General features: G+C 59.8%; 16 protein-coding genes. 10 read left to right on the top strand and 6 right to left on the bottom strand.

Annotation, left to right across the window (positions count from 1 at the left end; all coding sequences use genetic code 11):
- Position 1: 1 nt before the first annotated feature.
- Entirely contained in the window at positions 2–1,774 is a 1,773-nt protein-coding gene (locus tag CAF87_RS02540) for an N-acetylglutaminylglutamine amidotransferase (protein WP_085730500.1), read from the bottom strand.
- A 166-nt stretch (positions 1,775–1,940) separates the two neighbouring features.
- Positions 1,941–3,920, bottom strand: a complete 1,980-nt coding sequence (mnmC, locus tag CAF87_RS02545) for a bifunctional tRNA (5-methylaminomethyl-2-thiouridine)(34)-methyltransferase MnmD/FAD-dependent 5-carboxymethylaminomethyl-2-thiouridine(34) oxidoreductase MnmC (RefSeq protein ID WP_085730501.1) — start codon at positions 3,918–3,920, stop codon at positions 1,941–1,943.
- A 173-nt stretch (positions 3,921–4,093) separates the two neighbouring features.
- Between mnmC and pap the strand changes: the two genes are divergently transcribed.
- Positions 4,094–5,608, top strand: coding sequence for a polyphosphate:AMP phosphotransferase (gene pap / locus CAF87_RS02550; RefSeq protein WP_085730502.1), 1,515 nt, complete (start codon positions 4,094–4,096; stop codon positions 5,606–5,608).
- Positions 5,609–5,709: 101 nt separating this feature from the next.
- Entirely contained in the window at positions 5,710–6,894 is a 1,185-nt protein-coding gene (locus CAF87_RS02555) for a thiolase family protein (protein WP_085710837.1), read from the top strand.
- On the opposite strand, the gene CAF87_RS02560 is transcribed toward CAF87_RS02555, so the two are convergent.
- Entirely contained in the window at positions 6,891–7,091 is a 201-nt protein-coding gene (locus CAF87_RS02560) for a DUF6316 family protein (RefSeq protein ID WP_085730503.1), read from the bottom strand. The genes CAF87_RS02555 and CAF87_RS02560 overlap by 4 nt on opposite strands.
- Before the next feature lie 210 nt (positions 7,092–7,301).
- Here CAF87_RS02560 and CAF87_RS02565 point away from each other — a divergent pair, with 210 nt between their 5' ends.
- A complete protein-coding gene (locus tag CAF87_RS02565; RefSeq protein WP_085730504.1) occupies positions 7,302–8,261 on the top strand; it encodes a DMT family transporter in 960 nt (319 codons plus the stop codon).
- A 37-nt stretch (positions 8,262–8,298) separates the two neighbouring features.
- Here the strand turns inward: CAF87_RS02565 and CAF87_RS02570 are convergent, their stop codons facing one another.
- A complete protein-coding gene (locus CAF87_RS02570; protein ID WP_085730505.1) occupies positions 8,299–9,693 on the bottom strand; it encodes a class II fumarate hydratase in 1,395 nt (464 codons plus the stop codon).
- 193 nt (positions 9,694–9,886) lie between these two features.
- On the opposite strand from CAF87_RS02570, the gene CAF87_RS02575 reads away from it, so the two are divergent.
- The 5 genes from CAF87_RS02575 (at position 9,887) to CAF87_RS02595 (ending at position 14,224) form a co-directional block, all read left to right on the top strand.
- Positions 9,887–10,405, top strand: coding sequence for a DUF2059 domain-containing protein (locus CAF87_RS02575; RefSeq protein WP_085730506.1), 519 nt, complete (start codon positions 9,887–9,889; stop codon positions 10,403–10,405).
- 12 nt (positions 10,406–10,417) lie between these two features.
- Positions 10,418–10,717, top strand: coding sequence for a BolA family transcriptional regulator (locus CAF87_RS02580; protein ID WP_065257175.1), 300 nt, complete (start codon positions 10,418–10,420; stop codon positions 10,715–10,717).
- Positions 10,718–10,834: 117 nt separating this feature from the next.
- Positions 10,835–11,776 carry a rhodanese-related sulfurtransferase gene (locus CAF87_RS02585; protein WP_085730507.1) on the top strand — a complete coding sequence of 314 codons (942 nt, stop codon included), beginning with the start codon at positions 10,835–10,837 and terminating at the stop codon, positions 11,774–11,776.
- A 35-nt stretch (positions 11,777–11,811) separates the two neighbouring features.
- On the top strand, positions 11,812–12,414 hold the full coding sequence (locus CAF87_RS02590; protein ID WP_170929624.1) for a DsbA family protein: 603 nt from the start codon (positions 11,812–11,814) through the stop codon (positions 12,412–12,414).
- A complete protein-coding gene (locus tag CAF87_RS02595; protein WP_085730509.1) occupies positions 12,407–14,224 on the top strand; it encodes an ABC transporter ATP-binding protein in 1,818 nt (605 codons plus the stop codon). Before CAF87_RS02590 ends, CAF87_RS02595 begins: the two co-directional genes overlap by 8 nt.
- A gap of 1 nt (position 14,225) precedes the next feature.
- Here CAF87_RS02595 and CAF87_RS02600 read toward each other — a convergent pair whose 3' ends face one another.
- Positions 14,226–18,377, bottom strand: coding sequence for a hypothetical protein (locus CAF87_RS02600; protein ID WP_085730510.1), 4,152 nt, complete (start codon positions 18,375–18,377; stop codon positions 14,226–14,228).
- A 210-nt stretch (positions 18,378–18,587) separates the two neighbouring features.
- Here CAF87_RS02600 and CAF87_RS02605 point away from each other — a divergent pair, with 210 nt between their 5' ends.
- Both CAF87_RS02605 and CAF87_RS02610 read left to right on the top strand, forming a co-directional pair.
- On the top strand, positions 18,588–21,050 hold the full coding sequence (locus CAF87_RS02605; protein WP_085730511.1) for an EAL domain-containing protein: 2,463 nt from the start codon (positions 18,588–18,590) through the stop codon (positions 21,048–21,050).
- A 46-nt stretch (positions 21,051–21,096) separates the two neighbouring features.
- Positions 21,097–21,891, top strand: a complete 795-nt coding sequence (locus CAF87_RS02610) for a TenA family transcriptional regulator (RefSeq protein ID WP_085730512.1) — start codon at positions 21,097–21,099, stop codon at positions 21,889–21,891.
- Between the two features lie 61 nt (positions 21,892–21,952).
- Here CAF87_RS02610 and CAF87_RS02615 read toward each other — a convergent pair whose 3' ends face one another.
- Positions 21,953–22,879 carry a GGDEF domain-containing protein gene (locus CAF87_RS02615; RefSeq protein WP_085730513.1) on the bottom strand — a complete coding sequence of 309 codons (927 nt, stop codon included), beginning with the start codon at positions 22,877–22,879 and terminating at the stop codon, positions 21,953–21,955.
- Positions 22,880–23,043 lie beyond the last annotated feature (164 nt).

The raw sequence follows: 23,043 nt of genomic DNA on the forward strand, positions 1-23,043 counted from the left end.
ATCAGATTCCTTGTTCGCTGAGCCACAGATTCAGAGCCGCCAGCTGCCACAGCTTGGAGCCGCGCAGCGGGGTCAACTGGCCTTGTGGGTCGGTCAGCAATTTGTCGAGCATGGCAGGGTTGAACAGACCGCGATCCTGGCTCGGATCGAGCAGCAGTTCGCGCACCCAGTTCAGGGTTTCGCCTTGCAGGTGCTTGAGGCCGGGCACCGGGAAGTAACCCTTCTTGCGGTCGATCACCTCGCTCGGGATGACCAGCCGCGCGGCTTCTTTCAAGACCTGTTTGCCGCCATCAGGCAGTTTGAACTTGCCTGGAACACGGGCCGACAATTCCACCAGGCGATAGTCGAGAAACGGTGTGCGCGCTTCCAGGCCCCAGGCCATGGTCATGTTGTCGACGCGTTTGACCGGGTCGTCCACCAGCATCACCGTGCTGTCCAGACGCAGGGCCTTGTCGACTGCCGCATCGGCGCCGGGTTGTGCGAAATGTTCCTTCACGAAGTCGCCGGCAGCGTCATTGGCTGTCAGCCACTTCGGCTGCACCGTGGCGGCGTAATCGTCGTAGCTACGGTCGAAAAACGCTTCGCGATAGGCCGCGTACGGATCGGCTGCACCGTCCACTTGCGGATACCAGTGATAGCCGGCAAACAACTCGTCGGCACCCTGGCCGCTCTGTACCACTTTGCAGTGCTTGGCCACTTCACGGGACAGCAGATAGAAGGCGATGCAGTCGTGGCTGACCATCGGCTCGCTCATGGCGCGGAACGCGACGGGCAGTTGCTCGATGATCTCTTTTTCGTCGATACGAAGTTGGTGGTGCTGGGTGCCGTAATGTTTGGCGATCAGATCGGAGTACTGAAACTCATCACCGCGTTCGCCACCGGCATCCTGGAAACCGATGGAAAAAGTCGACAGATCTTCCACGCCGACTTCGCGCAGCAGACCCACCAGCATGCTCGAATCGACACCGCCGGAAAGCAATACGCCGACATCCACTGCCGCACGTTGGCGGATCGCTACGGCTTCGCGGGTGCTGTCGAGTACGCGGTCACGCCAGTCTTCCAGGGTCAGATTCTTCTCGTCGTCGTGTGGGCCGTAGGGCAGGGTCCACCAGGTTTTCTGCCCGGTGGTGCCGTCCGCTTCAATGCGCATCCAGGTTGCTGGCGGCAGCTTTTCGATGCCGGCCAGCAAGGTGCGCGGCGCAGGCACCACGGCGTGGAAATTCAGGTAATGGTTGAGCGCCACCGGATCGAGGATCGGGTTGATGTCGCCGCCCTTGAGCAGTGCCGGCAGGGCTGACGCAAAACGCAGGCGCTGACCGTTGCGTGACAGGTACAGCGGCTTCACACCGAGGCGGTCGCGGGCAATGAATAGGCGCTGGGCATCGCGCTCCCAGATGGCAAAGGCAAACATGCCGTTGAGTTTCGGCAGCAGCGCTTCGCCCCAGGCGTGATAACCCTTGAGCAGCACTTCGGTGTCGCCGCCCGAGTAAAACGCATAACCGAGCGCCTCGAGTTCGGCACGCAGTTCCGGGAAGTTGTAGATCGCGCCATTGAAGGCCAGGGAGAGGCCCAGTTGACTGTCGATCATCGGCTGCGCCGAGCCGTCCGACAGGTCCATGATTTTCAGGCGTCGATGGCCCAGGGCAATCGGTCCCTGGGCATGGAAGCCCCACGCGTCGGGGCCGCGAGGGGCCAGGTGATGGGTGATTCGCTCTATGGCTGCAAGGTCTGCAGGTTGTTGATCAAAGCGTAACTCGCCAGCTAATCCGCACATAAAATCCTTACCGGTTTTTCCGTTGGGGAGGGTGTTGCTGAACCGCGCCGAAATGGCCGGTACCCAGAAACTGACCCGGCACGGATGTGGGAGTTTTAGAACGATCAGTTATAAGCGTGTCGACCTTACCGGTTGCATTGTGCCCACTGACTGATTGTGCTCGAGTTCATTTGCCACGAATCAGACGGCGCAGGGCAAACCGGTTGGGATGACAGGCTTCGGCCACGCTGCGAGGCAGAGGCAGCGGTTCGTTATCGAGCCACGCGGCCAGCAACTCGCCAGACAGTGGCGCGGTGATCAATCCGCGTGAACCATGACCGCTGTTGACGTATAGACCGTCCAGCCATGGGCAAGGAATGTCCGGCACTTGCCGGGCATCCTTGCTCAAGGCGCGATAAGCGTCGGTGAACGCTTCGTGATCGGCGAGCGGGCCGACAATCGGCAGGTAGTCGGGACTGGTGCAACGGAAGGCGGCGCGACCCTCGAGGCGGTCGGTGTCGGGTTCGCTGATGTGCAGGCGTGCGACCAGATCCGTGGAGATTTCTTCGAGCATCGCCAGATTGCCCAGGTGTTCGGCGGTGGTCGGGGTCAGGTCGTCGTTGTTGAAATCGAAACTGGCGCCGAGGGTATGCTCGCCCAAGCGTGCCGGTGCGACATAACCTTCGGCGCACACCACGGTGGCCAGCGCCTGGCTTTGTGTAGTCTCTGCCAGTCGGGTGATTTGTCCGCGAATCCGTTTGAGGGGCAGGTCGGCACTCTGGGGGAAACGCTTGATCTCAGCGGCACCCGCCAACACCACGACAGGTGCTGTTGCGATCAATCGACCACCGTCGAAGGCCTGCCACTGGCCGTCGACCTTGCGCAGTTCCACGGCTTCCTGATGGGTGAGCAGCGTGACCCCCGGTTGTGCGGATTGCGCCTGACACAATGCCGGCGGATGCACCCAGCCGCCCTCGGGATAGTACAAACCGCCATGGGCCAGACCGACCCCGGCACGGGCCTGCGCTTCGGGTTGATCAAGCCATTGAAGAAGGTCTTCCGCAAACGCGGCCGCCAGTTGCGCCTGACGTTCGCGCTCCTTTTCATTGAACGCCAATTGCAGCACGCCGCAGTCGTCCCAGTCGGTACCCCGTTGCAGGGTTTCCAACAGGCGGCGGGTGTAGCCGAAACCGCTGACGATCAACTGCGAAAGTGCTGTGCCGTGGGCCGACAGTTTCAGATACAGCACGCCTTGAGGATTGCCCGAGGCTTCCCGGGCCACCGCGTCATGTCGCTCCAGCAGACTGACCTGCCAGCCCCGCGCCGCGAGGCTGGCCGCCGTGGCGCAACCGGCCAGACCGGCGCCGATCACCAGTGCACGATGCTCTCCCGTGACAGGAGCAGGGCGGGCGAACCACGGTTTTACTGCCGCCGGTAGCGGAACATCCTCAGGCCAGCCAAGAAATTCGCCACGCAGAATTTCCCACTTGTGGCCGATGCCCGGGGTGCGCTTCATCTTGAAGCCAGCAGCGTTGAGCAGGCGTCGTACCCAACCGGTGCTGGTAAAAGTGCTGATGGTCGAACCGGGCGCCGCCAATCGCGCCAGTTCGGCGAACAGTTCGGCGGTCCACATCTCCGGGTTTTTCGCCGGCGCGAAACCGTCGAGAAACCAGGCGTCGATCTGGCCGTCCAGTTGCGGCAACTGTTCCAGCGCATCACCGATCAGCAGCGTCAGAGTGACTCGGCCGTTATCCAGAACAATGCGTTGGAAACCCTGATGGATCGCCACGTAATGCTTGAGCAACCGATCGGAGAATTGCTTCAGGTCGGGCCACAACGAGAGGGCTCGCTGTAGATCAGCAGGGCTCAACGGAAACTTTTCGACACTGACGAAATGCAGCCGCGCACCGGCCACCGCATGCTGTTCGAACAACTGCCAGGCGCAGAGAAAATTCAGCCCGGTGCCGAAGCCGGTTTCACCGATCACCAGTCGCCCACCCGCCGGCAGCGCGGCAAAACGCTCGGCCAGACGGTTTTGTTCGAGGAACACGTAGCGGGTTTCATCCAGCCCCGACTGGTCGGAAAAATACACATCGTCGAACACTCGCGAACGCGGGCGTCCCTGGTCATCCCAGTCGATTTGGGCGTGGGGCATTACAGGTTTCATGGCAGGCTCGGCAACGACAAGGCGGCCATTCTAGCCGATCACGCAGGCGGCGCTTGATCCATGGCAAGCCTGGCTGAAGATCACTCAAGGACAATCCGCCGCCAACGGGAATTTCTGTGCCGCGCCAGAGCCCAATCCGCTAGTCTTGCTGAATCCTGGAAGGAGCCGTCCCTATGTTCGAATCCGCTGAAATCGGTCACGCCATCGACAAAGACACCTACGACGCCGCCGTGCCCGCCCTGCGTGAAGCGTTGCTGGAAGCCCAGTTCGAGTTGCAGCAGCAAAAGCGTTTTCCGGTGATCATTTTGATCAACGGCATCGAAGGCGCCGGCAAGGGCGAGACGGTGAAATTGCTCAACGAGTGGATGGATCCGCGTCTGATCGAAGTGCGTACTTTCGACCAGCAGACCGATGAAGAGCTGGCGCGGCCACCGGCCTGGCGTTACTGGCGGATGCTGCCGGCCAAGGGGCGGATGGGGATTTTCTTTGGCAACTGGTACAGCCAGATGCTGCAGGGCAGGGTCCACGGCTTGTTCAAGGATCCGCGACTGGATCAGGCCATCGCCGGGGCCGAACGCCTGGAAAAGATGCTGTGCGACGAAGGCGCGCTGATCTTCAAGTTCTGGTTTCACCTGTCCAAGAAGCAAATGAATGCGCGGCTCAAGGCGTTGGCCGACGACCCGCTGCACAGCTGGCGGATCAGCCCGCTGGACTGGCAGCAATCGCAAACCTACGACAAGTTCGTCAAATACGGCGAGCGAGTCTTGCGCCGAACCAGCCGCGACTATGCGCCGTGGCATGTCATCGAGGGGGTGGACGCGCACTTTCGCAGCCTGACAGTGGGCAAGATCCTGCTCGAAGGATTGCAGAATGCCCTCAAGCGCCCGGATGTGCACCCGCACGCGGTCAATGTCCAGCCGCTGGCGACGTCCGTGGATCATTTGAACCTGCTCGACAGTCTTGACCTGAGCCAGAGCCTGGACAAAAAAGATTACGAGGAACAACTGATCACCGAGCAGGCGCGACTGTCCGGCCTGATGCGTGACAAACGCATGCGCCGTCATGCGCTGGTGGCGGTATTCGAAGGCAACGATGCGGCGGGCAAGGGCGGGGCGATCCGTCGGGTGGCGGCGGCGCTCGATCCGCGTCAGTACAACATCGTGCCGATTGCCGCGCCGACCGAAGAGGAGCGGGCACAGCCTTACCTGTGGCGTTTCTGGCGACACATTCCGGCCCGAGGCAAGTTCACCGTGTTCGATCGCTCCTGGTACGGCCGGGTGCTGGTGGAGCGGATCGAGGGCTTTTGCAGCACTGCTGACTGGATGCGTGCCTACGGTGAAATCAACGACTTCGAAGAGCAACTTGCCGATGCCGGAGTGATCGTGGTCAAGTTCTGGCTGGCCATCGACAAGGACACGCAGATGGAGCGCTTCCAGGCGCGTGAAGAAATCCCCTTCAAGCGTTTCAAGATCACCGAGGACGACTGGCGCAACCGCGACAAGTGGGACGCCTATCGTGCCGCCGTGGGCGACATGGTCGACCGCACCAGCACCGAAATCTCCCCCTGGACCCTGGTTGAGGCCAACGACAAGCGCTGGGCCCGGGTCAAGGTCTTGCGCACGATCAACCGTGCGCTGGAAGAAGCTTTCGAGAAGTCCGACAAACGAGCCAAGAAGCACAAGGACTGAACCGATGGGCACGCATACGCGAGGTGAATGATTGTCGCGGTCGGCGATTGAGTGGACATATGCTCGGTCCACTCTCAACTGACGTAACAATGAGGTATGCCATGCGTGAAGTGGTGATCGTCGACAGCGTGCGGACCGGCCTGGCCAAGTCCTTTCGCGGCAAGTTCAACCAGACCCGCCCCGATGACATGGCGGCCCATTGTGTAAACGCCTTGCTGTCGCGCAACGACGTCGACCCGGCCAGCGTCGAGGATTGCATCGTCGGCGCCGGCTCCAACGAAGGTGCCCAGGGCTACAACATCGGCCGTAACGTGGCGGTGCTTTCGCAACTGGGCACCGGCACGGCGGGCATGACCCTCAACCGTTTCTGTTCGTCGGGCTTGCAGGCGATTGCGATTGCTGCCAACCAGATCGCATCGGGTTGCAGCGACATCATCGTCGCCGGCGGCGTCGAGTCGATCAGCCTGACCCTGAAAAGCGTCAACACCGATCACCTGATCAACCCGTTGCTCAAGCAGCAGACGCCAGGCATCTACTACACCATGGGCCAGACCGCCGAAGTGGTGGCGCGCCGTTATGGCGTGAGTCGCGAGGCGCAGGATCGTTACTCGCTGCAAAGTCAGATCCGTACTGCTCAGGCGCAGGCAGCCGGCCTGTTCAACGATGAAATCGTGCCGATGGCGGTGAAGTACCGCGTTGAAGACAAGAACAGCGGTGAAGTGCAGATCCTCGACGGCATCGTTGATCGCGATGACTGCAACCGTCCGGATACCACCTATGAAAGCCTCGCCGGACTGAAACCGGTGTTCGCCGAGGATGGTTCGGTAACGGCAGGCAACTCGTCGCAGTTGTCCGATGGCGCCTCGATGACGCTGGTGATGAGCCTGGAAAAAGCCCTGCAACTGGGACTCAAGCCAAAGGCGTTTTTCCGTGGTTTCACCGTTGCCGGTTGCGAGCCGGACGAGATGGGCATCGGCCCGGTGTTTTCGGTGCCGAAGCTGCTCAAGGCCAAAGGTTTGCAGGTGGCGGACATCGACCTGTGGGAATTGAACGAAGCGTTCGCCTCGCAGTGCCTGTACGCCCGTGATCGTCTGGAAATCGATAACGAGAAGTACAACGTCAACGGTGGCTCGATTTCCATCGGCCATCCGTTCGGCATGACCGGTTCGCGGCAAGTCGGGCATCTGGTGCGCGAGTTGCAGCGACGTAATCTGCGCTACGGGATTGTGACCATGTGCGTGGGTGGCGGAATGGGCGCGACCGGGTTGTTTGAAGCGGTGCGCTAAGACCGGCTGCCGGAATCCAGCAATTGCATCCGCGCGATGTACGCGCGGATTGCCTGCTCGGCTTTCTCGGGGTTGTCGAACGGCCCTTCGAGGGTGTTCTCCCGGGTGCTGAAAAACAGTTCGCCATTGACCCGGCACACCCGGTCGCTGCGAAAGTGCGTGGCGGGGGCGGTGTCCTGGGCGCGCATTCCGAACATGATCGATCTCCTTGAGTGCTGCGCTGGATGGCATCCAAAGAGCTTATGCCTGAACCACTTGCAGCGCTTCATGAACCGATCAACGGCAGCACGTCAATTTAATGCTGCGACCTGCACAGTTTCATTTGCGGCTTGAGCGCAACTGTCCCTGTGTCGCGCTTGCCGCTGCGCCTAGAATGAGCGCTCCTGTCATTGGCTTTCGGGGTTCTCATGCACGTTTCGTCTGGTCGCTGGGTGTACGGCATGTTCCTGGCCTTGTTGACCGCGTTTCTGTGGGGAATCCTGCCGATCAAGCTCAAACAGGTGCTGCAGGTGATGGACCCGATCACGGTGACCTGGTTTCGCCTGCTGGTGTCCGGTGGTTGCCTGTTCATTTATCTGGCGGCCACAAAGCGCTTGCCGAGTCGCAAGGTGCTCGGGCCGAAGGGCGGCTGGCTGGTGCTGATGGCGGTGCTCGGGCTGGTGGGCAACTACGTGCTGTACCTGATGGGCCTGAACCTGCTGAGCCCAGGCACCGCGCAACTGGTGGTGCAGATGGGTCCGATCATGTTGCTGATCGCCAGTCTGTTTGTGTTCAAGGAACGCTTCAGTATCGGTCAGGGCATCGGCCTGGCGGTGCTGTTGATCGGGTTCGCGTTGTTCTTCAATCAGCGTCTCGCGGAATTGCTCACCTCTTTGTCTGACTATACCGCCGGCGTGTTACTGGTGTTGCTGGCCTCGACCGTCTGGACTTTTTACGCGCTGGGGCAGAAGCAACTGCTGACAGTGTGGAATTCGCTGCAGGTGATGATGGTGATCTACCTGTTCTGCGCCTTGTTGCTGACGCCTTGGGTCCATCCGCTGGAGGCGCTGGAGTTGAGCCCGTTGCAGGGCTGGCTGCTGCTGGCGTGCTGCATGAACACCCTGATCGCCTATGGCGCGTTTGCCGAGGCGCTGGCGCATTGGGAAGCTTCGCGGGTCAGCGCGACGCTTGCGATCACGCCATTGGTTACGTTCGCAGCGGTAGCGGTGGCGGCCGGGGTGTGGCCTGAGTATGTGCACGCCGAGCAGATCAATCTGCTGGCGTATGGCGGGGCGGTGCTGGTGGTGCTGGGTTCGGCGCTGGTGGCACTGGGGCCATCGCTGATTGCCGGACTCAAGGCCCGGCGGGCGAAACTGTTGGTCGGATGATCCTTCCCGCGCCGGGCACGGGAAGGATCGGGATGACTCAGCCCTTGGCCCCGGCCTCGATCATGTTCTCCGGCCGTACCCAGGCATCGAACTCCTCATCGGTCAGATAGCCCAGCTCCAGCGCTGCCTCGCGCAGGGTTTTCCCTTCGCTGTAGGCCTTCTTGGCGATTTCCGCCGATTTGTCGTAGCCGATGTGCGGGTTCAGCGCCGTCACCAGCATCAGGCCACGTTCCAGGTGGTGCGCCATGACTTCGGCATCCGGCTCAAGCCCGGCGATGCAGTGCTGCTGGAAGTTGCTGCAGCCATCGGCGAGCAGGCGGATCGATTGCAGCAGGTTGTGGATGATCACCGGTTTGAACACGTTCAACTGCAGGTGACCCTGACTGGCGGCGAAACCGATCGCCACGTCGTTGCCCAGCACCTGGCAGGCCAGCATCGACAGCGCTTCGCACTGGGTCGGGTTGACCTTGCCGGGCATGATCGAACTGCCCGGTTCGTTCGCCGGCAATTTCACTTCGGCAAAACCTGCGCGGGGCCCGGAGCCCAGCAGGCGCAGGTCGTTGGCGATTTTCATCAGCGCCACGGCGAGGGTTTTCAGTGCGCCGGACAGCGTGGTCAGTGGCTCATGGCCGGCGAGGGCGGCGAACTTGTTCGGGGCGGTGACGAACGGCAGACCGGAAAGTGCAGCCAGCTCGGCGGCAATCGCTTCACCAAAACCGTGGGGCGAGTTGAGCCCGGTGCCGACAGCGGTGCCGCCCTGGGCCAGTTCGCACACCGCCGGCAACGCTGAGCGAATCGCCCGTTCGGCGTAATCCAGCTGCGCTATGAAGCCGGAGATCTCCTGACCGAAGGTGATCGGCGTGGCGTCCATCATGTGGGTGCGACCGGTTTTCACCAGTTTCATGTGCCGTGCCGACAGCTCGGCCAGGCCACCCGACAGCTCGGCGATGGCCGGCAGCAGTTGGGTTTGCACAGCCTGCGCAGTGGCGATGCTCATGGCGGTGGGGAAGCAGTCGTTGGAACTCTGCGAGCGGTTGACGTGATCGTTCGGGTGCACCGGCGTCTTGCCACCGCGCGGATTGCCGGCCAGTTCGTTGGCGCGGCCGGCGATTACTTCGTTGGCGTTCATGTTGCTCTGCGTGCCGCTGCCGGTCTGCCAGACTACCAGCGGGAACTGGTCGTCGTGCTGGCCGTCGAGCACTTCGTCGGCGGCCTGTTCGATCAGGCGGGCGATGTCGGCGGGCAGGTCACCGTTGCGGTCGTTGACCCGGGCCGCGGCTTTCTTGATCAGGGCCAGGGCGTGCAAGACCGGCAATGGCATGCGTTCCTGACCGATGGCGAAGTTGATCAGCGAGCGTTGCGTCTGAGCGCCCCAGTAAGCGTCGTCCGGGACTTCGATCTGGCCCAGGCTGTCGGTTTCGATACGGCTCATCGTGCACACTCCTGTTGGTCTGTTTGCGCAGTTTAGGCCGGTGTCGGCCCGGGTGGTTCCCTCCGGTCGATTGTTGACCGGCAAATCCCCGCCAATCAAGCGCGGCAAGGCCCGGGGGTTGAGCCGCAGCGTTATTCAGGCGCAGAATGGTCGCCCTTGGGGTTTTACCTCGCCTAGCTGAAAAGGAAACTCGATGACTCGTCTTCGTGCCATCTGCACCGCGGTTGCCCTGGTTTGCGCCAGCGGCCAGGTGCTTGCCGATACCGCCAGCCACAACGCCAGTGCCGAAGCTTTCCTGACCCTGGCGCACGCTGACAAGCTGGGCACTCCGGTGTACATGCAAGTGCAGCAGATGTTCGCCCAGCGTTTTGAACAGACCAAGGCTCCGGAATCCAAGAAAGCCGTACTGGATACCTACCAGGCCAAGGCCAACGCCGCCCTGGACCAGGCCATTGGCTGGAACAAGCTGAAGCCGGACATGATCAAGCTCTACACCAGCACCTTCAGTGAGCAGGAACTCAAAGACCTGGTCGCGTTCTACCAGTCGCCCCTGGGCAAGAAAGTCCTGGAAAAAATGCCGCAGCTGACCCAGCAATCGGCCCAGATGACCCAGGCTAAACTGGAACCCGCCGTTCCTGTGGTCAACAAGCTGCTGGACGACATGACCAACGAGCTGGCACCGAAAGGCGCGGCTCCGGCGAAGAAGAAGTAAGCGGAGTTCGTGATGACCATGCAACAACGCATCGAATCGACGCTGGCGCTGCTTCAGCCTGAGCATCTGCAGGTGCTGGACGAGAGCCACATGCATAGTCGCGGGTTGCAGACCCACTTTAAGGCAGTGGTGGTCAGCGCGCAGTTCGAAGGCCTGAACCGGGTCAAGCGCCACCAGAAAGTCTACGGCACGCTCGGCGAGCTGATGGGCGAATTCCATGCGTTGGCGCTGCACACCTACACGCCGCAGGAATGGGCAGAAGTGGGCGCCGCTCCGGCATCGCCGACCTGTGCCGGCGGGAGTAAGCATTGAGCCTTGCAGCAATGAACTGAGGTTTTTTGCTAGAATCCGCAACGCGCCGCTGACCCGGCGCGTTTTTTTTCGCATCCGGTTCACCCTTTACGAGGGTAGCCACCTGGAGAAACACCCATGACACAACCGATTGTCGTGGCGGCACTGTACAAGTTCGTCACCCTTGAAGATTACGTCAACCTGCGCGAGCCCCTGCTGCAAGCGATGGTCGACAACGGCATCAAAGGCACTCTGCTGATTGCCGAAGAAGGCATCAACGGCACGGTTTCCGGCAGCCGTAAAGGTATCGACGGCCTGCTGGCCTGGCTGCGCAACGATCCGCGCATGGTCGACATCGACCACAAGGAATCTTACTGCGACGAACAACCGTTCTACCGGACCAAGGTCAAGCTCAAGAAAGAGATCGTGACCCTGGGGGTCGAAGGCGTCGATCCGAACAAGAAGGTCGGGACCTACGTCGATCCAAAGGACTGGAATGCGCTGATCAGTGATCCGGAAGTGTTGTTGATCGACACCCGCAACGACTACGAAGTGTCGATCGGCACCTTTGAAGGCGCCATTGATCCGAAAACCACCAGTTTTCGCGAATTCCCCGACTACATCAAAGAACACTTCGATCCGGCCGTGCACAAGAAGGTCGCGATGTTCTGCACCGGTGGCATCCGCTGCGAGAAGGCGTCGAGCTACATGCTGGGCGAAGGCTTCGAAGAGGTTTACCACCTCAAGGGCGGTATTCTGAAGTACCTCGAAGAGGTGCCGCAGGAAGAAACCAAATGGCAGGGCGACTGCTTCGTGTTCGACAACCGCGTGACCGTGCGCCATGACCTGAGCGAAGGCGACTACGATCAGTGCCATGCCTGCCGCACCCCGGTCAGCGTCGAGGATCGGGCCTCCGAGCATTACGTGGCCGGCATCAGTTGCCCGCATTGCTGGAACAGCCTGAGCGAGAAGACCCGCCGCAGCGCCATCGACCGGCAAAAGCAGATCGAACTGGCAAAAGCGCGCAACATGCCGCACCCGATCGGCTACAACTATAAGCAAGCATCCTCCGAGGCTTAATCATGTCTGCACGCCTGCTCTATGTGATGGATCCGATGTGTTCCTGGTGCTGGGGATTTGCCCCGGTAGCCAAGGCATTGGTGGAGCAGGCGCAGGCAGCCGGGGTGGAACTGCACCTGGTGGTTGGCGGGTTGCGCACTGGCAGCGGTGCGGCGCTGGAGCCGACGACCCGACGCTATATCCTCGAGCACTGGCAGGCAGTCGCCGAAGCCACCGGCCAGCCGTTCAAGTTCGAAGGTGCGTTGCCCGAAGGTTTTGTCTATGACACCGAGCCTGCTTGCCGGGCCATTGTCACCGCGCGCAGCCTGGCGCCGGATTGCGCCTGGAAACTGGTCGGGTTGATCCAGCACGCGTTTTACGCTGAAGGCCGCGATGTCACCCAGGCCAGCGTTCTGGTGGAGCTGGCAGAGAAGGCCGGCGTCCCGCGCATCGAATTTGCTGCCCTGTTTGATCATGCCGATCAACACAAGGCGACCCAGGCGGATTTCAGTTGGGTGCAGGATCTGGGTATCGCCGGATTCCCGACCCTGCTCGCCGAACGCAATGGCCAACTGGCGTTGCTGACCAACGGCTATCAGCCGCTCAGTGAACTGTCGCCGTTGCTTGGTCGATGGCTGGAGCGCGCCGCCTGTGTCTGACCCGGCCTATGACACGCCAGCCGTCAAGCGTGTCGACCGGCTGAGCTGGGCTGAAGTCCGGCGTCTGGCACTTCATCACAAAAAATCCCTGTGGATCGCCAACGGTGTGGCCGTACTGGCAACGCTGTGCAGCGTGCCGATTCCGTTACTGTTGCCGTTGCTGGTGGACGAAGTCCTGCTCGGCCACGGCGATGCCGCGCTGAAAGTCATGAACCATGTGCTGCCCTCGATGTGGCAACAAGCGGCGGGCTACATCGGCCTGATGCTGGTGGTGACGCTGACTCTGCGCTGTAGCGCCCTGTGTTTTGGCGTGTTGCAGGCGCGGTTGTTTGCGCGGCTGGCCAAGGACATCGTTTATCGAATTCGCGTGCGCTTGATCGAAAGACTCAAGCGTATTTCCCTCGGCGAATACGAAAGCCTGGGCAGTGGCACGGTCACCACGCACCTGGTCACTGACCTCGACACCCTCGACAAGTTTGTCGGCGAAACCCTAAGCCGTTTCCTGGTGGCGATGCTGACGCTGGTGGGCACCGCCAGCATCCTGATGTGGATGCACTGGAAGCTGGCGTTGCTGATTCTGTTGTTCAACCCGTTGGTGATCTACGCCACGGTGCAATTGGGCAAACGGGTCAAACACCTGAAAAAACTGGAGAACGACAGCACCTCGCGCTTCACCCAGGCGCTGAGCGAAACCCTCGATGCAATCCAGGAAGTGCGTGCCGGCAACCGTCAGGGCTTCTTCCTCGGAAGGCTCGGTCTGCGGGCTCAGGAAGTGCGCAACTACGCGGTCAATTCGCAGTGGAAGACCGACGCCTCGAACCGTGCCAGTGGTCTGCTGTTCCAGTTCGGCATCGACATTTTCCGCGCGGCGGCCATGTTGACGGTGTTGTTCTCTGACCTGTCGATTGGCCAGATGCTCGCGGTGTTCAGCTACCTGTGGTTCATGATCGGCCCGGTCGAACAACTGCTGAACCTGCAATACGCCTACTACGCGGCAGGGGGTGCGCTGTCGCGGATCAACGAATTGCTGGCGCGCGCCGACGAACCGCAATACCCCGGTGGCGTCGACCCGTTCAAGGGCCGCGATACCGTCGGGATTCAGGTGCAGGGTCTGAGCTTTGGTTACGGCGACGAACTGGTGCTGGATCAGTTGAACCTGTCCATCGCCCCCGGCGAGAAAGTGGCAATTGTCGGCGCCAGCGGCGGTGGCAAAAGTACCCTCGTGCAATTGCTGCTGGGCCTGTACACGCCACTGGCCGGGACGATCCGTTTCGGCGGATCGACCCAGCAGGAAATCGGCCTGGAAACGGTTCGGGAAAATGTCGCGGTGGTGCTGCAGCATCCGGCGCTGTTCAACGACACCGTACGCGCCAACTTGACCATGGGCCGTACCCGCAGCGACGAAGCCTGCTGGCAGGCGCTGGAAATCGCCCAGCTCGAGGCCACCATCCGCGCCTTGCCGGACGGCCTGGACAGCATTGTCGGCCGCTCCGGCGTGCGCCTGTCGGGTGGTCAGCGGCAACGTCTGGCGATTGCGCGGATGATCCTCGCCGAGCCGAAAGTGGTGATCCTCGACGAGGCGACGTCAGCCCTCGACGCCGCCACCGAATACAACTTGCACCAGGCCATGGCGCGCTTCCTCCATGGCCGCACCACGCTGATCATTGCCCACCGCTTGTCGGCGGTGAAGCAAGCGGATCGGGTGCTGGTGTTTGATGGGGGGCAAGTGGCCGAGGATGGCGACCATCAGCAATTGATTGCCGATGGCGGGTTGTACGCCAAGCTGTATGGGCATTTGCAGCGGTTGTAGGTTATTTCCACAGCACCTGTAGTGCGTCTGCTTCGCCTCTGTGACCAAACTCTTTCATGACCAATGAGCACGACTCGCAGGGTGGCATCGTGGTAGCGACGTCTACCGATTTCAGCTCAAGTGGATCCGTGTATTTCTCGCGAATCACGCGTATCAACTTGCTTTCGCTGTCCAGGGAGGTTGGTCGGGTAGCCAGTGCCGGTGTGTAGGTATCGATGTTCTTGATGGTCAGTGGGACTGCAACCAAGCGCCCTTTATCAGTCAACTCCAGGTTCGTCTTGGCAACAGTCAGGTTGAAGTCGACGTTGACGTAAGTCGTGTCGCCGATCTTTACATGATTGGCACCCAGGTGCCGAAACAGGGGCAGGTGTTTGGTTGTGCCATGAGCGCCGGAAACACTGACGTAAACTTCCCGCACGCCATTCGCGGCGATGACTTCGGCATAGGCAATGTTCCGGGCATTGTCTGTGCGGTCGAATCGGCTCAGCAGGCGTTGAAGTTTCTGCATTGTTTCATCGATGCGCAGCGCCGCATCGGCCACGGGTGGCTTGATCGTCGGTGAAAGAAACAGGGTGTCGAAAATTTCTGCCGTTCGTTGCCGCAAAGCTTCCGGGGCGTCCTTGCTCCGTGCCCACGTGGTCGCACCTTCGGCGCGCTTGGCGATGATCATTCGCGTCGAGTGGTCGAACATCAGCGCTTCACTTGGGCTGGTATCTACTTTCAGCCACTTCATGCCGGCAGGCGGGTTGGCATGAGTGCCCAGAGGTATGGCGATGTCATCCATGGTTTTCAGGGCGCGCTCGACCTCCGGTATCGAATTGATCCGGGCCGTGTTGTTGGCATTAAGCGATCCGGTGTAAACCGTCTTCAGTTCATCGGCCAGTTCGATCGGTAAGGTTTGTGCCTTGCGTAAAACCAGAGGATCGGAAAGGACCTGCCCTGGCAAGCGCTCGGTGACGTAGAAGTCTCCGGCGTTCAGGCGGGTGAATACATAGTGCTTCGAGTCATCTTTCGCTGGAACGATGATCGCGCCGACTTCAAGCGTATCGAACTTTTTTGAACGCTCGTAGGGTAGGCGAACCTTGATGCGCGCATAGATTCCCTTTTGAAACTCCAATGATGCGTTGAGTTGCTTGTAGGTCTTGATGGCGCTGGTCAGTAATGGCTGAGATGAGATGGCCGGTGTGTAAATGGTATCGCCGAACCATTGCGCCCATCCCTTGCTTGTATCCTGGCTGTTCGGGGGAGGCGTCGGCGCTGGAGTCCGGGAGACATAACTCGTTTTGCAGACATCGCTACCCGGTGCACGCCGCACCCGGCAAGGAATGGGTTTGAACACCGTTTTTTGATCGATCAGGTCAGCGCGGCGCAGTTGATCGCCGTCCAGACGATAGGGAATGCCATCGATCAGCAGGGTGGTGCGCCCGTCGATTTCGAGCATTTCGCGGATGCTGGCCTGCTCGGGGACTTCAGCGCTCGCGTGAAGTTTGCCGGGGGGCAGCGTGTTGAAGGTGGATCGACCTTGCGTGAATTGCTTTCGATGGTTGAGCAGGCGTGGACCATAGGGCAGTGATGTGACGGGATCGACAAGGTGGAATTGCTTCAGGTTCGATGAGCTCGTGTTGCGTACCAACACATCATCGATCCCTTTGACGGATGCCAGTCGATCGCCAGCGGCCAATGGTTTCCATTGCCCTGGATTGATCGTCTGCGGCAAGTTGCTGACCAGTCTGTACTTGTCGGCATTCCCAGACAACTTCCTTATTCCACCCAACGCCAGGTGACCCACCCCAAGCAACCCACGGCCAACTCCGCTCAATGTTGCCTTGAGCAACGTCGGAATGCCGCTCAACGGGTTCAGATTACTCACCGTCGCCGTCAGGAGCTTGCGAGTCAGCGTCGTAAAGGAAGGCAGGCTCGCTTTGACGGCCATGCGCGAGGCAGTGTTCGCGGCTCGAATCAGTCGCACCGTCCCTGAAATGAATTTCCCGATGGGAAAGAGGAATGACGCGAGATCCAGAAGGAGTCCGCCCCCGCCCATGATCTTTTTGGTGACATCGTCCGACAGAAGGTCCTCGATGCTGCCCCAGAACGGTACGAATCCTTTGACGATGGTCAGAAATGTATTCAGGCGTTGTTCGCTTCTGGCCCTCAAGGTGTCAAAGATCGTCATGCCGCGGGCCTGGGTGCGCAAATGCTTTTCATCGACATAGAGATAATTCTCCGCGATGCACTGAGCCACTGCATTGAGACGAGAGGATGTCAGAGTCACTGGTTCGCCGGATGGCCCGACGGCAGGCATTTGACCCATCGTATCGAGAAAGCCAATGTAGTACTGCTGCTCGAGGGGCGCCTTGCCATGCAAGTGGGCAGACCAGTCGAGGAGAAGGGTTGTGGCCAGATTCCGTTCGGGAGAATAGGTTTGTCCGGGAATCGAGGCGTGGAGGGGAAACTCGGTGCGCACGCCATTGACAGTCGAAGATCGCAGACCGACTCGGCGACGAATGACGGCAGCACTCGGGATGAGTTCGTAATAGCTGATTTCATCATCGCAGGTCGCTTGTAGAACGAAGCCTTTTCTCGCCCGGACATTATCTGGCTTGCCTTCTTTTTTGAGGATCTGACGCAACCCCAATACCTTGATGGCTCCTCGCTCCAGTGCCCGACGCTCAATCGATGGCAATGACGCCAAGAGGCTCAGGATCAAGGTCTGATAGGCCGATCTGATGGTTGCCAAATGATTCTTTAAGTCGGCATCGAACACCGCATTGACATCCGGCAGCTTCTGGCCGGAATGGTTGAGATTGATTCCGCCGGAAAAAATCTGCCGGTAAATGCCGTGGACTTTGCGCTCCGAGTGAAAATCCCGGTGTTCGTCGATTCTGAAGGTATCGAAGGTTTGCGTTTTTCCGTCTGGCTCAGTGAAGAACCAGCGTTTGCCATCATCAAACTGCCCATCGGCATAAAGGTCCAGAAACCCATACCCTTCCCGTTTCAGTGACGGCATGTCTCTGAAACTGAGGGACGCCGGTGGATCATCCCGTAGAAGTTTGCGCCCGTCTGATTCCAATACATGGCTGCCCAGTGCATCGTGTTTCATGCGCTTGGCCATCTGCAGCCTGTCGGGAGGGCGCAATTCCAGCGACTGCACGGCCTTGTTCAGGTTTTCGCTCTGGTTCTCCAGTGCCGTCAATGCTCGTTCGATTTCCTCCTGGCTGTAGTCGGATGACGCTCGTGACGGGACAATGCCCATACAGATTGCCCACTCAAGTGCCGGGCCCAGTCTCAGCCGCGCCATTTTTTCAAGCTCTGCGGTGGAGGCGTTGGCGCTAAGTTCCAGAGGCAGATTGACGAGCTGTTGAAAGGAAAGCGGTTGCGGTCGATCGAGGCCGAGTTCGTCAGCCAGCAGCACGCCCTGCATGAAATTGACCCACACCACCGAACTCTTGTAGCGAAGATCGGGCGGGACATCAGGTACCTGGAAGTCTTTTGATAGCTGCGTCTGGTAAATGTGTGCCAGCACGATGGACTCATTGGTGTTGGCGACCCGTTTGGTCCGCAGCAAATGTTGTGCGAAATCGTTGCGAAGGGTCTGGTAGCTTTTGCCCCAGTGCGATGGATCCTGCCAGCGGAAACCGGCGAGCTCCTGATATTCATCGGCTGATGGTGCATGCAGGTAAAGACCGATGGCTTTGCACAGCAGTTGGTTGCGTATTGAAGCGGATGTCTGTTCGCCGGTGCGTGCACCGTACCACTTGAGAGTCTTCAGCAATCGATTGGCCAGATCCTGTGACGGTACCGAGTCCAGAATCTGCTTAAGAAATACTGAAGGTGTTGCGCGCACCTCTTCGGCGGAAGCGGGAAACAGCACCTCGGCACCCAGGCGGCCGATCAGCATGGGGCTGCCGGACATGAAGCTTTTAACGGTGGCGGTCATTTGCGCGTTGATGAGTTTGGCCTTGTAAGCTTTCAGGGTATCGGAGGGTGCGGCACCGGGTGTGGCACGTCGCAGGGCATTGAACCGTTTTTGATCCTTGGCGGTGGCTTGCACAAAGCCTTCTATATTCGGGCCGCTATCAAGTCCCAATGCTAGCCGGGCACGAAGTTCCCTCGCGGCTGAGGTCTCGGCTGTATCGGTAGTCGTCTCTGTCATGTCGCACTCCTTGGCGCGGGATCCTGTTACGCAAATGGGAGTGCGCAGTAAAGCGATCCGGAGCTTCGGGTTGGCGGTACATATCTACGCTTGGCGCTTGTGCTGTATTGAGGCTGATCCGCCGCTTGCCGGAACCGGTAACGCCTCCTAGTCTTGGGGGGATGCTCGAAAAGAGAAGGACGATCAGGCAGTGCTCATGCAAGGAATCCCATGAAGCAAAAGCGGACTCTCGGAACGCCTCGGTTGTTGGGCATCGTCTGGCCATTCATTGCCGTCGTGTTGTTTCAGGCGTTGCTGGGGGGCGTGAGTCTTTACGTCTTGTCGGCCGTTCGGGGCTATGTGGCGGGCGAGAGCCTATGGTCCAAGGGGCAGAAAGATGCCATCTACTACCTGAATCTGTACGCCGACAGCCGCGACGAGGCGATCTACCTCAAATACAAGAATGCGATTGCGGTGCCTCAGGGCGGTCATCAGTTGCGTCTGGCACTGGACAAGCAACCGCCCGATCTGCAGGCGGCGCGCGAGGGCATCCTCAAGGGCGGCAACCACCCGGACGATGTCTCCAGCCTGATCTGGCTCTACCTGAACTTCCGTCACTTCAGTTATCTGGAAACCGCCATCGACCGCTGGACGCTGGGTGATGCCTACTTGGTGGAGCTCGATGACGTGGCTCAGGAGATGCACCGGCGCATCACGGCCGACGAGGCAAGTGATGCCGACATCCGGCGCTGGAAAGACCGGATCTTTGCGATCAACGATGGTGTGACCCCCGCAGCCAAGGCCTTCAGCGACGCGTTGGGCGAGGGCTCGCGGATGATCCTGCGCCTGCTGCTGTTCACCAACCTCGCCACGGCGCTGGGCCTGATCGTGCTGGCGCTGTTGCGCACCCGTAAATTGCTCAAGCAGCGGCATGCCTTTGCCGAGGCCCTGCAACTGGAAAAGGACCGGGCCCATATCACCCTGCAATCGATTGGCGACGGGGTCATCACCACGGATGTGAGCGGTGCGATCGAATACATGAACCCGGCAGCCGAGGCCTTGACCCACTGGAAGGCTGAACAGGCTGCGGGCCTGCCGCTGGCGGCGTTGTTCAATTTGTTGGATGACAACGCCCAGGCCGAAGGGCTGACCCTGATCGAACATATTCTCAGCGGCCAATTGAGCGGTGGCAGCGAGCACTCGAAGCTGATTCAGCGACTTGATGGCAGTACCGTTTCGGTGACCCTGGTCGGGGCTCCAATCCGCAATGCCGGCAAGGTCAGCGGGACGGTTTTGGTGCTGCACGACATGACCCAGGAGCGGCAATACATCGCCAATCTATCGTGGCAGGCGACCCATGATGCGCTGACTGGGCTGGCCAACCGCCGCGAGTTCGAATACCGCCTCGAACAGGCTCTGCACAATCTGACCCGGCAACCGGGGCGACATGCGCTGATGTTCCTCGATCTCGATCAGTTCAAACTGGTCAACGACACCTGCGGGCATGCGGCGGGCGATGAGTTGCTGCGGCACATCTGCGCATTGCTGCAATCAGGCCTGCGCGAGGGCGACACGCTGGCTCGGCTGGGGGGCGACGAGTTCGGCATTTTGCTGGAGAACTGCGCACCGGAGGCGGCCGAGAAGATCGCCGAGGGGCTGCGTCAGACGGTGCAGAACCTGCATTTCGTCTGGAAGGGGCGGCCGTTCCTGACCACCGTCAGCATTGGTCTGGTGCATGTCGCGCAAACCCCGACCACCCTCGAAGCCTCGCTGCGGGCGGCCGACATGGCCTGCTACATGGCCAAGGAAAAGGGTCGCAACCGGGTGCAGGTCTACCATGCCGACGACTCGGAGCTATCCCTGCGTTTCGGTGAGATGGCCTGGGTGCAGCGCCTGCACATGGCTCTGGAGGAAAACCGCTTCTGTCTCTATGCCCAGGAAATCGCCCCGCTGGGTTCGGTTGCCGATGGTAAGGGCGGGCACATCGAAATCTTGTTGCGCCTGCATGACGAGGCGGGTCGGATGATTCTGCCAGACAGTTTCATACCGGCGGCCGAGCGTTACGGTTTGATGACATCGCTGGATCGCTGGGTTGTGCAGAATGTATTTAAGGTTATTGCTCAATGTATTAACGAAGAGTGCGAAGGCCCTCTCGCAATGTGTGCGATTAATCTTTCAGGCATTACTATCGGAGATGACGCGTTCTTGCACTTTCTGCGGGAACAGTTTGATAACTATTCCGTTCCGCCTGAAATGATTTGTTTTGAAATTACAGAAACCAGCGCCATTGCAAATCTTGGCAGTGCCATCCGATTTATTAATGAACTCAAAGGGTTGGGTTGTTACTTCTCGCTGGATGACTTTTGCGCCGGAATGTCTTCATTCGCTTATTTGAAACATTTGCCTGTAGACTTCCTGAAGATCGACGGGAGTTTCGTAAAGGATATGCTGGACGACCCGATTAACCGCGCTATGGTCGAAGTGATCAATCACATCGGGCATGTCATGGGTAAGCAGACAATTGCCGAGTTTGTCGAAACAGCCCAGATCGAGCAGGCATTGCTTGAAATCGGCGTCGATTACGCTCAGGGTTATGTCATCGAACGCCCGCAATTGTTTACCTGCGACAGTTTGCAAAGTCGGCCCGCCAGGCCGCAGCCGCTGTTGTTCAAGGCGCCTGGCACGTTCCGTTGAAGTCTCTTGCCGATCCTCACAATCACAAATCAAAAGGAGCCGAACAGTGATCGACACATTCAACCGAACCGGACCACTCATGGAAGCTGCAAGTTATCCTGCCTGGGCACAACAGTTGATTCAGGATTGCAGCGAGAGCAAACGCCGGGTTGTCGAACATGAACTTTACCTGCGCATGCGTGATAACAAGCTCAGCGCCAAGACCATGCGACAGTACCTGATCGGGGGCTGGCCCGTCGTTGAGCAGTTCGCGTTGTACATGGCGCAGAATCTCACCAAGACCAAGTTCGCCCGTCACCCGGGTGAAGACATGGCGCGGCGCTGGTTGATGCGCAACATCCGCGTCGAACTCAACCATGCCGATTACTGGGTAAACTGGAGTCGGGCCCACGGCGTGAGCCTGGAAGACCTGCAGGCCCAGCAAGTGCCGCCGGAATTGCACGCGCTGAGTCACTGGTGCTGGCACACCAGTTCGGCCGATTCGCTGATCGTAGCCATCGCCGCCACCAACTATGCGATTGAGGGCGCGACCGGGGAGTGGTCGGCGCTGGTCTGCTCGACAGGTGTGTACGCCGCCGCTTTCCCTGAAGAAGACCGAAAGCGGGCGATGAAGTGGCTGAAGATGCATGCCCAGTACGATGATGCCCACCCGTGGGAAGCACTGGAAATTATCTGCACCCTGGCCGGGATGAACCCGAGTCGGTCTTTGCAGACGGAGCTGCGCCAGGCCGTGTGCAAGAGCTATGACTACATGTACCTGTTCCTCGAGCGCTGCATGCAACTGGAACTTGCTGAGCGAGTGACAGTTGGGCGCGAGCGACGAGCGCTGGTCGAGAGCTAGTTCGACGACACCCATAAAAAACGGGAGCGCATGCTCCCGTTTTTATTTGCTCGAAGAAGGGTCAGCCAGCCATTGTCAGGCGGTTGCGCCCGTCACGCTTGGCCACATACAGCGCGCTGTCGGCGCGGCGCAGCAGGCTGTCGGCGGATTCGCCCGGCAGCAGGGTCGAACAGCCGAGGCTTACGGTCAGCTCGATCAACTGGCCATCGGCGTAGTAGTCCTGGGCTTGTGCTGCATACCGCAGGCGTTCGCCGACCATCGCGGCGGCTTCGCGGCTGGTGTTGGACAGCAGGATCAAGAACTCTTCCCCGCCATAGCGAAACACCATGTCGACGTTGCGCAACTGATCCTTGATCGATGCCGCGACGGCTTTGAGCACCTCGTCGCCGGCGCTGTGGCCATGGCTGTCATTGACTTGTTTGAAGTGGTCGATATCCAGCATCAGCAGCGACAACGGTTGCAGGTGTCGACGCGACATTTCGATTTCCCTCTGCAGGGTCTGCTCCAGGGCGATGCGATTGCCGGCGCCAGTCAGCGGATCGCGCAGGGCGGTTTGCGTCGCGACACGATAGAGCAACGCGTTGCGCATCGGGTACAGCAGGGACGACAGAAGTGACTCCAGATTTCCCAGTTCCTGCTCGCTAAAACGCTGGTTGCGGCGGAACACCAGTTTGCCCATGTGTTCGCCGTCGTGGCTGAGGCTGTAGCTGGCCGAGTGATGACCGCGGGCGCCGAATTCCAGGCGCAAGTCACTGCCGCTGTGCACATAGCTCAAGGCATCGAGCGGCACCAGGCGCTGAACTTCGCGGAAAAACAGACCGAGGATGCGTTGGGGCTCAAGGCTGGTTTGCAGTTGCAGGCTCATTTGCTGGTGCAATTGCGCCAGGCTGACAGGTCGCTCCAGAAGCGGAGGTAGCTGACCAAAGCCCAGGCGTTGCAATTTGGCACTATCGAAGTCAATTGCAGTGGTCTGGGAGGGTGATTTCATATGGCGTGAGCCCCTAAGCAGTAAGTCTGTCTTACAGGCTGGGTGAGAGCGGCTATGGGCTGCGCGTCATACTGATCCATCAGTCCCGTAGGACATTTGACGCAAGTTTAGTCTGCCCGATGACGATTAGTCAGCTATCGAATCAGGCCTTGCCCGACTGCCTT

This window comes from Pseudomonas sp. R38(2017), from assembly GCF_002112395.1.
Lineage (GTDB): Bacteria > Pseudomonadota > Gammaproteobacteria > Pseudomonadales > Pseudomonadaceae > Aquipseudomonas.